At 37.9% G+C, this 16,017-nt stretch carries 14 protein-coding genes; 5 read left to right on the top strand and 9 right to left on the bottom strand.

What is annotated here, in order from left to right; translation table 11 throughout:
* Window positions 1-330 precede the first annotated feature (330 nt).
* Window positions 331-1,371, bottom strand: coding sequence for an NAD(P)/FAD-dependent oxidoreductase (locus FG383_RS15825; RefSeq protein WP_142608359.1), 1,041 nt, complete (start codon window positions 1,369-1,371; stop codon window positions 331-333).
* Between the two features lie 117 nt (window positions 1,372-1,488).
* Here FG383_RS15825 and FG383_RS15820 point away from each other — a divergent pair, with 117 nt between their 5' ends.
* The 4 genes from FG383_RS15820 (at window position 1,489) to FG383_RS15805 (ending at window position 5,268) form a co-directional block, all read left to right on the top strand.
* Window positions 1,489-2,280 (top strand): ABC transporter ATP-binding protein, encoded by a 792-nt coding sequence (locus FG383_RS15820; RefSeq protein WP_142608358.1) that lies wholly within the window; start codon window positions 1,489-1,491, stop codon window positions 2,278-2,280.
* Window positions 2,281-2,284: 4 nt separating this feature from the next.
* Window positions 2,285-3,202 (top strand): iron-hydroxamate ABC transporter substrate-binding protein, encoded by a 918-nt coding sequence (locus FG383_RS15815; RefSeq protein ID WP_142608363.1) that lies wholly within the window; start codon window positions 2,285-2,287, stop codon window positions 3,200-3,202.
* Between the two features lie 63 nt (window positions 3,203-3,265).
* Window positions 3,266-4,264: a FecCD family ABC transporter permease gene (locus FG383_RS15810; protein WP_142608357.1), complete on the top strand. Its 999-nt coding sequence runs from the start codon at window positions 3,266-3,268 to the stop codon at window positions 4,262-4,264.
* Window positions 4,261-5,268 carry a FecCD family ABC transporter permease gene (locus FG383_RS15805; protein WP_142608356.1) on the top strand — a complete coding sequence of 336 codons (1,008 nt, stop codon included), beginning with the start codon at window positions 4,261-4,263 and terminating at the stop codon, window positions 5,266-5,268. Before FG383_RS15810 ends, FG383_RS15805 begins: the two co-directional genes overlap by 4 nt.
* A 221-nt stretch (window positions 5,269-5,489) precedes the next feature.
* Here the strand turns inward: FG383_RS15805 and FG383_RS21550 are convergent, their stop codons facing one another.
* From FG383_RS21550 to FG383_RS15790, 4 genes are all read right to left on the bottom strand, one after another.
* A complete protein-coding gene (locus FG383_RS21550) occupies window positions 5,490-5,738 on the bottom strand; it encodes a glycerophosphodiester phosphodiesterase family protein (RefSeq protein WP_342782151.1) in 249 nt (82 codons plus the stop codon).
* 382 nt (window positions 5,739-6,120) lie between these two features.
* A complete protein-coding gene (locus FG383_RS15800) occupies window positions 6,121-6,954 on the bottom strand; it encodes a beta-keto acid cleavage family enzyme (protein ID WP_142608355.1) in 834 nt (277 codons plus the stop codon).
* A gap of 23 nt (window positions 6,955-6,977) precedes the next feature.
* Entirely contained in the window at window positions 6,978-7,676 is a 699-nt protein-coding gene (locus tag FG383_RS15795) for an alpha/beta fold hydrolase (RefSeq protein WP_142608354.1), read from the bottom strand.
* A 14-nt stretch (window positions 7,677-7,690) separates the two neighbouring features.
* Entirely contained in the window at window positions 7,691-9,181 is a 1,491-nt protein-coding gene (locus FG383_RS15790; RefSeq protein WP_142608353.1) for a carotenoid oxygenase family protein, read from the bottom strand.
* Window positions 9,182-9,405: 224 nt separating this feature from the next.
* Between FG383_RS15790 and groL the strand changes: the two genes are divergently transcribed.
* Complete coding sequence (gene groL / locus FG383_RS15785; RefSeq protein ID WP_142608352.1) at window positions 9,406-11,028, top strand: chaperonin GroEL; 1,623 nt, start codon at window positions 9,406-9,408, stop codon at window positions 11,026-11,028.
* A gap of 115 nt (window positions 11,029-11,143) precedes the next feature.
* Here groL and FG383_RS15780 read toward each other — a convergent pair whose 3' ends face one another.
* The 4 genes from FG383_RS15780 to FG383_RS15765 all read right to left on the bottom strand — a co-directional run bounded on the left by FG383_RS15780 (window position 11,144) and on the right by FG383_RS15765 (window position 16,010).
* On the bottom strand, window positions 11,144-12,115 hold the full coding sequence (locus FG383_RS15780; RefSeq protein WP_142608351.1) for an ABC transporter ATP-binding protein: 972 nt from the start codon (window positions 12,113-12,115) through the stop codon (window positions 11,144-11,146).
* On the bottom strand, window positions 12,090-13,127 hold the full coding sequence (locus FG383_RS15775) for an ABC transporter ATP-binding protein (protein ID WP_246097032.1): 1,038 nt from the start codon (window positions 13,125-13,127) through the stop codon (window positions 12,090-12,092). The genes FG383_RS15780 and FG383_RS15775 overlap by 26 nt, the downstream gene beginning before the upstream one ends.
* A 49-nt stretch (window positions 13,128-13,176) precedes the next feature.
* Window positions 13,177-14,079 carry an ABC transporter permease gene (locus tag FG383_RS15770; protein ID WP_142608349.1) on the bottom strand — a complete coding sequence of 301 codons (903 nt, stop codon included), beginning with the start codon at window positions 14,077-14,079 and terminating at the stop codon, window positions 13,177-13,179.
* A gap of 254 nt (window positions 14,080-14,333) precedes the next feature.
* Window positions 14,334-16,010 (bottom strand): amidohydrolase, encoded by a 1,677-nt coding sequence (locus FG383_RS15765; protein WP_142608348.1) that lies wholly within the window; start codon window positions 16,008-16,010, stop codon window positions 14,334-14,336.
* Window positions 16,011-16,017 lie beyond the last annotated feature (7 nt).

Here is a 16,017-nt window from a genome sequence, read left to right as displayed (position 1 = left end):
CTTCGCGGTAAGAATAACGACCGGATAAATAGAGCAGAACAGCTTGATATTTTTCTTCTAAGCTAAATCGTTTTCTCATATTATGACATCCCATTCATGTGTCTAATAAATGGGGTGCAGTGCACGTACGCCTAAGCGGCGGGGATGGCTCATCGCTCACCCGGCGGAAAGCGTCCGACTGCAGCGAAAATCGTAGCGATCACTAGTCAACACAATACAACGTATTATTCCTAAAAAAGCAACGCATCTTATACTATTCGCCCATCCATTATGAAAGGTTGCTCCCGTGTAGTTTATTTTACATGGTAGCAACCTTTTTTCTTATTACCTTTACACTAACTGCTTGATCAACTTTTTATTTTTTTCTTTAAAAATGTCGTTATGAGAAGAGACCATTGCTACTTTGTTTGCATCTGGTTGTAGGAATTGTTTCGCTTTATTTACCGCATTTGCCGCATCATGGAAAGTTCCTGCTATTAGATGTAATTTTCCGGGATGTGCCAATATATCACCTGCTGCATAAATGCCTTCCACTGATGATTCGCTCATACTTGTACCGTCCACATAGAAGTCCTCTACCATCGCAATATTCACATCACTATTTTTGAGAAGTTCCGCTTCTCTTTCATATCCATGATTAATAATCACTTCATCAATTTCCAAAAAAGTTACTTCTCCAGTTTCATGGTTTGTTAAAGCTACCTTTTCAACTGCATCATGACTTTTAGAGGCGATTAGTTTGGAAATGGAAGTATTAAAAAAGCATGTAGCTGAGCTTGATAATAATTGGCTAACTTGTGCTTCATGTCCATTCAAACCGTCTTTTCGATACGTCACATAAACCTTCTTAGCAATAGGCTCTAATTCATTTGCCCAATCGACTGCTGAATTTCCTCCTCCGGAAATAACAACCGTTTTATCTTTAAATCGTTGAATAGACTTTACAGTGTAATTTAAATTGCTTACTTCGAATCGCTCTGCACCTTCGATGTCTAACTTCATAGGATTAAGGATTCCCCCACCTACCGCTACAATAATTGTTTTAGAATAATGCATTTGACCTGAAGCCGTCTTTAAACAAAAAATACGTTGTTCGTCTTGTGTGATGGACTCCACTTTCTCATTTAACACAACTTCTGGATCAAAAGTAAGACCTTGTTGTACTAATTGTTCAATTAATCGTTCCCCTGAAACTGGCGTTTGACCCCCTACATCCCAAATCATTTTCTCAGGATATACATGTATTTTCCCACCTAAATGTGGTTGAAACTCTAGTATTTTTGTCTTCAATTCCCGTAACCCACTATAGAAGGCTGAATATAATCCAGCTGGCCCACCACCAATAATCGTTACATCAAATATATCATTCATTTTTTAGTCTCCTAAAATTTATTGTTGACATTATGCCTTTATTTTCATATAGTTGCTAATGTGATAATGATAATCGTTATCACATTTAAATGCAAGATTAAGTTTGGAGGTTTCGGTATGGTCCGTCTTTATACAGATGATTTATCTATTGGCTACGGTGAGCGTTTAATAGTAAAGGAATTATCCGTACAAATTCCAGATCAACAAATTACGACAATCATTGGACCGAACGGATGTGGAAAATCTACCCTTTTAAAAGCGATTACACGTATCATCTCTCATCAGTCTGGCTCAATCGTGTTAGATGGAAAAAGTGTTACAAAAGAAAATACGAAACAACTCGCCAAAAAAATGGCTATCTTACCCCAAACACCTGAAAGTGCAGCAGGTCTTACAGTTGGAGAGCTTGTTTCATACGGAAGATTTCCTTATCAAACCGGTTTTGGGCGACTCACAACGAAAGACTATGAAGTGATTGAATGGGCTCTTCAAGTTACCGGGACAGCTGAATTCAAATATTTCCCAGTTGATGCCCTATCCGGTGGCCAACGACAACGTGTTTGGATTGCGATGGCACTTGCTCAAGAAACAGAAATCATTTTTTTAGATGAGCCGACTACTTATTTAGATATGGCGCATCAATTGGAAGTGCTAGAACTTCTGCAAAAACTGAACAAAGAAGAAAAACGCACAATAGTCATGGTTTTACATGACCTCAATCAAGCAGCACGTTTTGCAGACAATATTATCGCTTTAAAAGGTGGGCAAATTGTGAAAGCAGGTAGTTGCGAACAGGTCATCACACAAGAAGTACTGCGAGATGTGTTCCAAATAGATGCAGAAATTGGATTGGATCCAAGAACAAATAAACCAATGTGTATTACATACAACTTACTTAAGGGAGAATAACATGATGAAAAAATTCTTATTGCCAATATTATTTTTACTTGTACTAGTTTTAGGTGCTTGTAATAACGAGTCCAGCGCCCCAAAAACGAATGAAGAAAAAGACGAACCAACAACTATTACGTACCAATCCGAAGAAGGTCCAATTGAAGTTCCAGCTGATCCACAACGTGTAGTTGTTCTCGCTTATGCTGGTCATGTTGCTGCGCTTGATGTTAATATAGTTGGCGTGGATTCTTGGTCTAAAAAAAATCCGCGTTATGATAGCTATTTAAAAAATGCGGAAGAAGTATCTGAGGAAAACTTAGAAAAAATTATTGAACTAGATCCAGACTTAATTATCGGGTATTCTACAGCACAAAATTTAGATAAATTAAAAGAAATTGCACCAACTGTAACGTTTACTTACGGAAAAGTAGATTATTTAACACAGGAATTAGAAATTGGAAAACTACTAAATAAAGAAAAAGAAGCACAAGATTGGGTCACTGACTTTAAAGAACGTGCAAAATCAGCTGGAGAAGAAATCAAAGCTGCTATCGGTGAAGATGCTACTGTATCGGTAATTGAAAACTTTGATAAACAATTATATGTATACGGCAATAACTGGGGTCGTGGAACAGAGATTCTTTACCAAGAAATGGGCTTAAAAATGCCTAAAAAAGTAGAAGAAGCGGCTTTGGCACCTGGTTACTATGCATTGTCTTTAGAAGTACTTCCTGAATTTGCAGGAGATTATGTGATTTTAAGTAAATCAACTGCTGCAGACAATTCATTCCAAGATACAGATACTTATAAAAATATACCTGCTGTAAAAAATAATCGAGTGTTTGAAGCACCAATGGAAGAGTTTTATTTTAATGATCCAATTACATTAGATTATCAACTTGAATTTTTCCAAGAAAACTTTTTAAACGCCAAATAATAGTCGAGGAGGAATTCGAGTCTAGGATTCCTCCCTTCTTTATTGATAGAAAGGAAACGAACGATGAAATCTTCTATTCGTTTTAGTATAAAGTTCATAATCGGATTAATTTTACTTTTCGCTATGTTTATCATTGCTATGGTTTTTGGAGCAGCTGAAACCTCCATACAAGATGTGTGGAATGCTCTATTTTCTAATTTGAAAAATGACCAAATAAATATCCTTCGTGAAATTCGTTTTCCTAGAGAAGTTGGAGCTGTCGTAGTAGGCGCTGCGCTTGCTGTTTCAGGGGCTATTATGCAAGGTATTACAAGGAATCCCCTTGCCGACCCTGGACTACTAGGACTTACCTCTGGAGCGAATGCTGCCCTAGCAATAACACTAGCCATTCTTCCTGCAACAAACTATTTAGGAATCACCATTGCTTGTTTTATTGGGGCTGCAATAGGAGCCATTATGGTATTTAGTATTGGCACCATAAAAAAAGGAGGATTTTCTCCTTTACGAATTGTACTTGCTGGGGCTGCTGTTTCTGCGTTTTTGTTTGCAATCGCAGAAGGTGTAGGGATTTATTTCAAAATTTCGAAAGACGTTTCCATGTGGACAGCTGGAGGTCTGATTGGGACGAATTGGATACAATTGAACATTATTATTCCTTTTGTTAGTGTTGGTATTTTAGTTGCCATTTTACTTTCCCGACAACTAACTATTTTGAGTTTAAATGAAGAAGTAGCGGTAGGATTAGGTCAGAAAACCGGTCAAGTTAAAGCAATTCTTTTTATCGTTATTATCTTACTCGCAGGTAGCGCTGTAGCTCTTGTTGGGAATATGGCATTTGTTGGCTTAATGGTTCCTCATATTGTTCGAGCTATTGTTGGAACTGACTATCGCTCTATCATTCCTATGTCAGTCATTGTTGGAGCTATTCTTATGCTAATTGCTGATACGCTTGGCAGAACGATTAACATTCCTTATGAAACGCCTGTTGCAGCAATTATTGCGATCATGGGATTGCCTTTCTTTCTTCTCGTTGTTCGTAAAGGAGGAGGCGCATTCCAATGATTCCAAAAGAGGTTATCAAAAAGCAACGAGTATTTGTTGTCATTTTATCTATTCTAATTTTGACTACTGCAATTATTAGCGCTGGAATTGGGTACTCTTCTTTATCATTTGACCGTTTGTTACCTACCCTATTTGGACATGGTACATTCAAAGAAGAATTTGTTTTATATTCTATTCGTTTACCTCGAATTGTTATTACGGTACTTGCTGGAATGGCACTTGCATTGTCTGGTGCAATTTTACAAGGGATTACACGAAATGATTTAGCGGATCCAGGTATTATCGGTATAAATTCTGGAGCAGGAGTGGCAATTTCTTTATTCTTCTTATTTTCTCCTATTGAACCCGGTTCTTTTGTATATATGCTTCCTGTTGTAGCATTTATCGGCGCTTTACTTACAGCGTTTTTTATTTACATACTGTCTTACAATCGAAAAGTAGGTTTACAGCCTGTACGATTAGTGCTTGTAGGTATAGGATTTTCAATGGCTTTATCTGGATTAATGATTGTCATTATTTCATCAGCTGAACGCGAAAAAGTTGATTTTATTGCCAAGTGGTTAGCAGGGAATATTTGGGGGGCTGATTGGCCATTTATCTTAGCATTACTACCATGGTTAATCGTTTTGATCCCATTCACTTTATATAAAGCGAATAAGTTAAATATACTCGGTTTAAGTCAACCAGTAGCGATTGGTGTTGGCGTGTCCATCGAGAAAGAGCGAATTATCCTCTTACTTGCTGCAGTTGCACTTGCAGCTTCAGCAGTTTCTGTCACAGGGGGGATTGCTTTTATCGGGTTGATGGCACCTCATATTGCGAAAGCATTAGTCGGTCCTAGACATCAATTATTTGTCCCTGTTTCGATTTTAATCGGCGGTTGGCTTTTACTATTTGCAGATACGATTGGTCGAAACGTAGTAGAGCCAAACGGCATTCCTGCAGGAGTAATGGTCGCTTTAATAGGCGCACCATATTTTATGTATTTATTGTTGCGGAAATAAAGGAAAATGCTACTCTTAATATAAGCTAGTTGGAATATTTGATCTTTTAGTTGGAAAAATTGAAGTATTAGTTGGAAAAATACCTACCTTAGTTAGAATAACGGGGATCTTAGTTGGAAAACACTCTATTCTTCCTCATAGTTCGGAAAAAATTAGGATGTCCCATTAGTCGTTTATATTCCGACTAATGGGACATCCTCTTGTATTAACGAGCTTTGCAATCAAGTTCTTTTATCCAAATAAAGGAACATTTCTTGTGGGTAATCCGTAAAAATAGCGTGTACTCCAGCAGCTTGAAGCATATTAGCATAAGGCTCTTCATTTACCGTAAAAACACGGAGCTGTCTCCCACTCGCTATCACCTCTTTCCCCATTTTCCTTAATGCAGTCGGAAAAAAGGCATGAAGTGCATCCTGAGCCTGCGAAAAGCGTCCGCTTAGAACGTTAATCCTTTTACTACAATCCTTCACAACAGCCCAGGATTACTGAGTTCCTAACATCCCAAATTCATATACTTTTGTATGAAAACAGCGGCTTTATTAATATTTAAAAATTAGTAAAATATCCAATTATAGTAAAAATAAAAACTTTTTAAAGTTGATATTAGCTTTTTCATGGTAGATGGTCGCTTTTGTGAATCCTGAGCCATGGTAGTTTCTTATCTTTTAAGAAAAGCAAGCGTCCGACTGCAGCGGAAATCAACCTGTTCCTAGTATGAATACTGGGTTCATGGCGCAAAATGTTATATACTTTCTTATCTTACAAAAAGACCATTCTCAATTACTGGATCAATGGCCTTATTTATCACACGTTTTATCATTTATAGAATTGAACAACACGAATCTGCCTACACTAGCTGATGCTAGAATGTCTTCTACTTGGCAGAGTAAATATAACTTCCGCTTCTGCTGGTGTAGCCACAGAGCGCCCCATTTCATTAGCAATCATTACAAGACGTTTGATAAAGTCCGAATTTGATTTTGCTAATTCTCCTGGACGAATATAGATTTCATCTTCCATACCAACTCTGATATGTCCGCCCAAACCAATTGCCATGGTGTGTAGTAGAAGTTGATTTTGTAGCGCAATGACTCCCCAAGTTGAATTTTCTGGTAAATTATCAATCATTCCAAGTAATGCCTTTGGAGTTGCGGGTGAACCACCTGGAGCTCCAAGGATTAGTTGAAAATGATATGGGCCTGATATCAGACCTTCTGCAATGAGTTTCTTGGCATTTTCCATCATTCCCAGATCAAATACTTCTAGCTCAGGTTTTACTTTTTTATCTTGCATTTTTTTCGCTGCATTCCGCAAATAATTTGGAGAGTTGATAAAGGCTACTTCTCCGAAGTTCAATGACCCCATATTTAATGATGCCAATTGTGGTGACAACTCACACACGCTTAAACGTTCTTCCTCTGGTGCGTTTAATTTCGAAGCAGTTGTTAACCCAATTAATATATCGCAGCGATCACGTATTTTATTTACAGCTTCTTCAAATACTTTCATATCTCCTGTAGGTGTACCGTCTTCCTCCCTAACATGTAGATGTACAATCGATGCGCCAGCTTCGCATGAACGGCTAACTTCTTCAGCTATTTCTTCTGTTGTAATTGGCACATATGGCGTATTTGTTTTTGTAATAAGTCCGCCGTTTGGTGCTACTGTAATAACAAGCTTTTCCATACTTTTTCCCCCTAAAAGTTGTTTTAAATTTGTTCAATCCAATTTTGGATAACCTTAGCTACTTTCACTGGTTGCTCTAATGGAATCATATGGCCAGTGTCGGCTATGACGTTAAATTCCACGTGTGAAGTGGCATCTGCTAATTGTAGAAGCTTATCTGGATCGATAACGCGATCTTCTTTCCCTGCAATGATTAGTTTAGGTATTGGTGCATTCTGAAAGATTTTTGTTCGATCTGGTCGACCCATCGTTGCTTTGACATGATGAACAAACAGATCAGCACCGTAATCTTGGACAATTTTAGAGCGCAGACGAACAATTTCTTCATTTAGCAAACTATTTGGATGAAAAGTGAGAGGTGCATTTGCATCCATCATCTCAAAATACTCCCCTTTTTCCGCCCTAATGATAGCTTGCTTTCTTACTTCTTTTTGTTTTTCGGAATCGGAAGTACTGCTAGAAGCTAACAAAATGAAACCTTGAATGAGCTCTGGTGCACGTTCAAGCATCGCCAAAGCCACGTACCCTCCAAATGAAAATCCACAAAGATAAAAAGGTTCTGTTATATCTTCCAATAGCTGGTCAGCTATTTGATCTACATCTGAAAGTGCTGGAACATTGATAGCCTTAATGTTCCAATCTTTTGGCAAGTTGTATATCACCTGATTCCAAGTTTCCGAAGTATTATTTAACCCTGGAATAAGCATTAAATTTATTGTCACTTTACTCACCTCTTTTATTTTGCTGGTCGTTCTCCATAAATACGGTCCCCATCTACCCAACAAGCATGGGTTCCAGTTTGTACGACATGGGGTAAAATAATTCGGGCAATAGGGCCCCGTTCAATTTCTTTTGCATCGAGAATGATACACTCGGATTGATTATTTTTCATATCAACTACCATCGTAATAACATAACCATCGTCTTCTTCAACTGAATTAACAGTCCGAGCAATTTGGGGCTCGTCTCCATAGCGACCTTCTCCATACTCATAACGTGTAGATGTTCCTGTTAATAGGTCGTACTTTTTAATACCAGTGAATAACCAATCACCTTTTTTAAATAAAGTGTTGTAACTGTATCGATATTTATATCCAACATAATCATTGTTAACAATCGGGAATTCTGTTACCTCGTCATCAATACACTCTTCAATTGTTTTACCTGTTTTCATATTAAAACGGAATCTCCACATATGTGTTTTCGTATTGTGTTTGTCTAAATGTGCTAGGATACGTTCAAAAGGATCGCTCGTTTTCTCTCCAACCCCTGGTGCTTTTGGTTGAAATGACACACATGCATCCATAATGACTTCATCTCCATCTTCATAGCAATTGGATAGATGTAGAATATAACATGGAGTTGCCTCAAACCAACGAACTTGTGAGTTATTACCAAAACGTGGAATGATACCAAAACGACTAGGGATATCTTTAAAGAACTTTGTTTGACGAATTCCTTTTGCTAAATCCTTTTCATCAAAGAACATTGGTAAATCATGCAAAATCGTATAGTTCTGTGTGATTCCTAAATCGTGTGGCCAGCGTGCACCTGGAAGTTCAATCGGTACATAATGAACAAGTTCGTTATCTCGATTAATTACCCCATAATTCATAAATGGATATTGCTCACCGAAGTTGAAGAACATCATGTCTCCCGTGTAAACGTCTACCTTATAATGTGAACTTACACCAAATGGGTGGACATGTTTTCCCCATTCACTGGTCCCTGTAGTTTCAAGTGTAATCGGATCTATACGATAAGGTTCACTACCTTGGGACATTGACGCAATTAATTTACCCGCATGTGCAATGACATCTGTTCCGGCATTGTCTTTCATAGCTCCTATTGCTCCCCAACCACGCACCGTATAAAGTTCTGGTTGTAGTAAACCCGGCCATAGTGAACGACCGGCTCCTTGTTCAGCTAAAAAACCAACAGTTTGTACAAAACGATTTCGATAAGTTGCCTTACCTTCTTCAAAATGAATTGCGTGCAACATTCCATCCCCATCAAAGGGATGGTATAGACCGATAGATTCATGTACTTGGTTATGCGTATTTCGTACATAAATTCCGTGAAGGTCTTTTGGAATTTCACCTATAACTTTTAAACTTTCCGTGTCAGCTGTATATTCCGTATCATTCGGTCTAAAGGCTCCTTTAAGGAATGGGTTGTCCTCCACTTTCAAACTGGATAACTCGTACTTTTTATGAACTTCAATCATTGTGTTTCCCCCTTATGAGTTAGAATTTTTAGATACTTCTAATTATATAGAATACTACTTGTATGTCAATGATTATATATGTATATTTATATATAGTAGTTTATTTATAATTTAACATTAAAGGATCATATTTTAGATTGTTCAACTAAAAATTGGGGGCACAATTTTGTTTTCAGTATTTCTTAAGAAATAGAAAGATTACAAACGAAAAGGGAGAATGGAAAATGTCGAAAGAAATTATATTTTGTGAAGAAGCACGTCGATTAATGTTATGCGGGGTAGACAAGCTTGCAAATACCGTAAAAGTAACACTTGGTCCAAAAGGACGTAATGTTATTTTACAGCGCGATTACGGTCCGCCTTTAATAACTAACGATGGAGTTACTATTGCTGGTGCGATTGAACTTTCAGATCCGTATGAAAATATTGGTGCTATGCTAGTAATGGAAGTGGCAACAAAGACAAATGATTTAGCAGGTGATGGCACGACAACAGCTACTGTTCTTGCACAAGCAATGATTCATGAAGGTTTGAAAAATGTTACAGCTGGTGCAAATCCCGTTGGTATTCGAAGTGGAATGGAGAATGCAGTTGCTATCGCTGTTCGTGAACTAAAAAAAATATCAACAAATATTGAGAGTAAAAATGCAATGGAGCAAGTTGCTACTATATCCTCGGGTAATCAGGAGTTTGGGAAATTGATTGCAGAAGGAATGGATTTTGTCGGAAGTGACGGGATCATTACCATTGAAGAGTCCAAAGGTTTTACAACTGAGTTAAAAATGGTACAAGGTATGCAATTTGACCGTGGCTATTCTTCTCCTCACATGGTGACAGATCCTGACCGCATGGAAGCGGTTTTAGAAAATCCATACATATTATTAACTGATCATCGTTTGACCAACTTACAAGATATTGTGAAAATTTTGGAGAAAGTGTTAAAAGAACAAAAACCACTTCTAATTATTGCAGATGATATCGAAGGAGAAGCTCTCTCGACGTTAGTTAAGAATAAATTGCGAGGGGCTTTAAATGTTGTAGCTGTTAAAGCACCTGACTTTGGTGAACGTCGAAAAGCAATGTTGGAAGATCTGGCTATTTTGTCAAATTCTCAACTGATTGCAGAACACTTAGGATTAATATTAAAAAATACGACGATTGAATGTTTAGGTAGTGCTTCTAAAGTAATTATTACGAAAGATCAGACGACTATTATCAATGGTACTTGCAAAGCAGAAAACCTTGAAGCACGCGTCAAGCAGATTCGTACTCAAATAGAAAATGAAACATCCGCCTTTGAAATCGAGAAGTTGCAAGAAAGATTGGCTAGATTAGCCGGTGGGGTTGCCATTATAAGGATAGGTGCATACACCGAGACAGAGTTGCAGGAGAAAAAGCTTCGTATAATTGATGCGCTTAGTGCTACACGTGCTGCAATGGAAGAAGGAGTGGTCGCTGGTGGTGGAACAGCACTAGTAAATATAGCTGGAGCTGTGAAAAAACTGCTAGATGTAACGGAAGGAGATGTAGCAACGGGTGTGAAGATTGTGTTGCGTGCCTTGGAAGAACCAGTTCGTCAAATAGCGATAAATGCTGGTTACGAAGGATCGATTATTTCCGAACAATTGAAACATGAACCAGTAGGGTACGGCTTTAACGCTTCAAATGGGAAATGGGGAAATATGTTGGAAGAAGGAATCATAGATCCAACCAAAGTAACACGTTTTGCCCTTCAAAATGCAGCTTCTGTTGCAAGTATCTTCTTAACAACGGAAGCAGTTGTCACCACAATTCCAGGAGCGGAGGAACATGATGATGCACATGATATGATGCATCACCATCATTAACTGTTTCATTATTAAATGGAGGGACGCACAAATAAATTCATGCGTCCCTCACTGAATCTTATAGAAGTAGGATTATAACTTCCCCACTTTGTCATTCTAAATAGCAGAAGATATACTACATCTTATTATACAAATGACAAGCAACTGAACGTCCATCTTCCATAATTTCCAAAAGAGGAATTTCAGTTTTACAAATCTCCATACAACTAACACAACGCGTATGAAATGTACATCCGCTAGGTGGAGAGACGGGACTTGGTACATCACCTTTTAATATAATGCGATCTCTTTTTTGATCTGGATGTCGAATAGGCTCTGCCGAAAGTAAAGCTTGTGTATACGGATGCATTGGTTGATCATACAAGTCTTCTGTTTTTGCCAACTCTACAATTCTTCCTAAATACATAACTGCAACCCGGTCCGTAATATGTTTTACTACACCCAAATCATGAGATATAAAGATATAGGTTAAATTGAAATCCATTTGTAGTCTTAAAAGTAGATTTATAACTTGAGATTGAATGGAAACATCCAAAGCAGATACTGGTTCATCCGCAATTATTAAATCTGGTTGTAAAATAACAGCCCGCGCTATACCGATACGTTGACGTTGTCCTCCTGAAAATTCATGTGGATAGCGATCTAAATGTGAAACGTGTAGCCCCACAATTTCAATAATTTCAGCAGCTTTCTCTTCTCTTTCTTTTTTCGTAAATAAACCATGTACACGTAAGGGCTCTGTCAATATTTGTCGAATTGTCTTCTTGGGATTTAAGGACGCATATGGATCCTGAAACACCATTTGCAACTTTCGACGAGCTTTGCGCATATCTTCATACGATAATGTACTAATATCCTGCCCATCAAATAGCACTTCTCCGGATGTTAACTCATTAAGTCGTAAAATCGTTCGTCCAGTCGTCGATTTTCCACATCCACTTTCTCCAACAATACCAAATGTTTCACCTTTCATGACGCTAAACGAGACATTGTCAACAGCTTTCACATAGGACTTGTCTTTAAATAACCCGTTGTTAATAGCAAAATGCTTCTTAAGTCGCTTAACTTCTAACAGCGTATTGGACATTTTTTTCCTCCTCTATTTCTACTGAGTGACCTTCCGGTTGGTCTACATGGAGCCAACAACGTACAGAGTGACATCCATTGGAAGTCGTTGGGGGGGCTTCTTCGTGACAGCAATCCATGGCATACATACAGCGTGTTGAAAAATGGCACCCTTTAGGCAAATCAGTTGGCCTAGGAACGTTTCCAGCAATGGAGTATAATTCACCTTTTCGCTCATTCATATTCGGCATCGAAGCAATAAGACCTTGCGTGTACGGATGAAGTGGTTTATCGAATAGCGTACGCACATCGGTATACTCAACGATTTCTCCTGCATACATCACAGCAACTTTGTCACAGATTTCCGCAACTACTCCGAGATCATGCGTAATTAGCATAACTGAAGTATTTTTTTGTTTATTAATTGTACGGATTAAATCTAGAATTTGCGCTTGGATTGTCACATCAAGGGCTGTCGTCGGTTCGTCGGCAATCAGTAATTTCGGTTCACCAAGCATCGCTAGACTAATCATAATTCTCTGTCGCATTCCACCTGACAATTGGTGAGGATACTCGTCGATTATTTTTTCAGGACGTGAGATTCCAAGGGTTCTTAACATGTCAATAATACGAGTCCTTCTTTCTTTTCTACTCATCTTTTTATGTCTTTTTAGGGGTTCACTTAACTGATCACCTATTGTAAAAACTGGGTTTAAAGAAGTCATCGGCTCCTGAAAAATCATTGAGATGTCATTTCCCCGTAATTCCCTCATCTCTTTTTCCTTTAAGTCAGAGATTTTACGACCATCTAAAAGTATTTCCCCATTACTTATAAATCCAGTCGGCTTAGGTAATAGACCCATAATAGCGAGTGATGTAACACTTTTCCCGCTCCCAGATTCGCCTACAATACCAATGGTTTCACCTTGTGCCAATGTCAGGTTTAAACCATGAACAATTCGTAAAGAACTGTCTTGAGTTCGGAAAGAGACATCTAAATTTCGTATTTCTAATAAAGGTTTAAGTGTGCTCAATTGAATCCCCTCTTTCATCTCTACTCAATTTTTCTAGGAAAAATTTGATTTAACGATTTTGATTCATTTCCGGATCGAGTTCATCTCTCAACCAGTCACCAAATAAGTTTATTCCTAATGTTGTAATGACTAATGCAAGTCCAGGGAAAGTGATTAACCACCAAGAACTTAAGATAAAATTCTTCCCTTCATTAAGCATATTTCCCCATGCTGGTGTAGGAGGTTGCACCCCAAAACCAAGAAAACTAACAGAAGCTTCGGCTATGATAAACGTTGAGACCTGTAACGATGCAAGCACAATTAAAGGAGTAAATAAATTTGGCATAATATGCTTTACAATAATTTCCCATTGAGGAACTCCCGTTGCAAAGCAAGAGTGAATATACTCTTTTTCTCTTATAGCTAGTACTTCACTACGAATAACCCTTGCATAAGAAACCCATCCTACTACAATTAGAGAAAGCATAATATTTTTAAGTCCTGTTCCGAGCACAGCATTAATAATCAAAACAAGTAAAATAAATGGGAAGCTTAACTGCACATCTACTATTCTCATAAGTACAACGTCTACCCATCCTCGAAAATATCCTGCCAAAACACCAACGGTCGTTCCTATAAGACCTGCAAATAAGACAGTTGTTACTCCTATAAGCAGAGAGATGCGAGTACCATAAATAATACGAGACAAAATATCTCTTCCTAGTTGGTCGGTTCCTAGTAAATGTCCTTCTGTCATAGGTGCAAGAAGTTTTTTTGTTAAATCAGTTTCTACTGGATTAAAAGGAGCTATAATCGGAGCTAATAGACCAACTATACACACGCTTAAGATAACTAAAAATCCAAGGAATCCAAAGGGATTTTTAACTAACCGTTTAAATAATGAAACAACCTTTCCATTCTGTCTTTCATTTGTTTTATAAAGGATTCTTTTTTCAACAGAAACTTGACTCATTATTAGATTCCTCCCTTTCTTTAAATGATTACGTTTCCAAAAGTATAGTCGTAAGATGGACACGAAAATACTTTTTTCTCATATTAAACAGCAGTAATTGTAATATTAGGAAATGAATAGTTTGGTATTACCTTCTTATTCAGACCTATCCAGTATCCCAATGATTATTAAAAGTAAGCACTAATAATGAAACTTGACCAATGATGATTCCTTTATATAGAGAAGTTTATTGTTCAATAAACTTCTCCCCTCTTTTATGAGGTAACTAATTTTCGGTTACCGAATACAGGAATGCCATCAATAAATGTAGCAATGACCTTAATGTTCTTTATCTCTTTAGGATCTGTAGATGTTGGATCTGCTTCAAGCACAGCAAAATCAGCACGTTTTCCTAATTCAATACTTCCTGAATTCTCTTCGTCGAAGTTTAGCTTTGCACCATAAATTGTCATAGATTTCAATGCTGTAACAACATCGCATCTTTGTTCGGGTCCGAGTACTCGACCTTCTTTTGTTAAACGATTTACGGCTGCCCAAACGGAAAACAATGGAGAGATAGGTGTTACTGGACAGTCAGAATGGAGCGTAAACAATAAATTTCTGTCTATCGCCTCTTTCACAGGACTTATGCGCCTTGCACGTTCAGGCCCAAGAAAAAGACGTTCATGTCTATCTCCCCAATAGTAGACATGATTAACGAAAAATGAACCTGCAACGCCTAATGCTTTCATTTTATCTAAATCACTGGATGTAGCAGTTTGTACATGTTCAACTCGGTGACGATGGTCGTGACGTGGGTTATTTTCCAAAGCATAGGCATAAGCATCTAGAATAGATTCAATCGCTCGATCCCCATTTCCATGAGTCGTTATCCTAAAACCTCTTTTATGTAGATCTAATACTTCTTCTCTAAATAATTGTTGATCATGGATGAGATTTCCTAGAAGCGAGGGATCGTTATAGTAAGGTTGTCTAAGGGCACCAGTTAATCCTTGAATAGATCCATCCTGAAACATTTTTGCACTATCAAGTTTGGCGAATCCTCCTGAACGTTTTTGAATTTCTAAATTTAACTGATTGGATGTATACCCTTCATATATTCCATTTTCTCTTAAATGATGATGCATTATCATTAATTGTGCCCGCATGGGATTAACGCGTAGTTTGGCTGCTTCAAGATGAGCTTCAATTTCTTCCATACCATAAAGTACACCAACGGCTGCATCACTATTTGTAGTAATTCCTTGGGCCACGTAATCTTGAGAGGCAATCCCTAATGAGGATATCATCTCCTGTTTGGAAGGTTGCGGAATATGTTGAACTACAGTTGTGATGGCAGTTGCTTCATATAGAACACCATTAAGCCGTCCCTGATTATCCCTTCCAAAATGTCCTCCTTTAGGATCTTGAATATTATCTCCAACACCCGCTATTTGAAGAGCTACTGAGTTTGCAACAACCAAGTGACCAGTAATATGCTTGATTAAAACAGGATGATGAGGAGACACACTATCAAGGTCCTCTTTCGTCGGATGACGCTTTTCTGCAAGAAGCGTATCATCATAACCATATCCTTCTATCCAATACCCTTTTTTTGTTTCTTTCGCTTTTAATCTAACTAATTCTAAAATGTCATTTATCGTTCTATTTGGCGGCGAGCTACAATTTAATTTGCCAGTAGCAAGTCCGTACATAAGGATGTGATTATGTGTGTCGATAAACCCAGGAAGTAATGTTGCCCCTTTCAAATCAATTACTTCTGTTGTTGGAGAAGCCGTCCATTTCAACAAATTGGAAGCTGAAGGTTCTGTCTCCGTCCAAATACCGCAAATTAGCCCATTTTTAACAGCTAAGGAACTAGCTCTAGTATTTTGTTTATCTAGTGTGATAATGTTAGCGTTTTTTATAATCATGTCTAGCGAATTTGACATAATACCT

It is taken from the genome of Psychrobacillus soli (genome assembly GCF_006861775.1).
In the GTDB taxonomy this organism is placed as follows: domain Bacteria; phylum Bacillota; class Bacilli; order Bacillales_A; family Planococcaceae; genus Psychrobacillus; species Psychrobacillus soli.
Note: the sequence above shows the minus strand (reverse complement) of the source record. Positions and strands in the feature narration are given on the sequence as shown.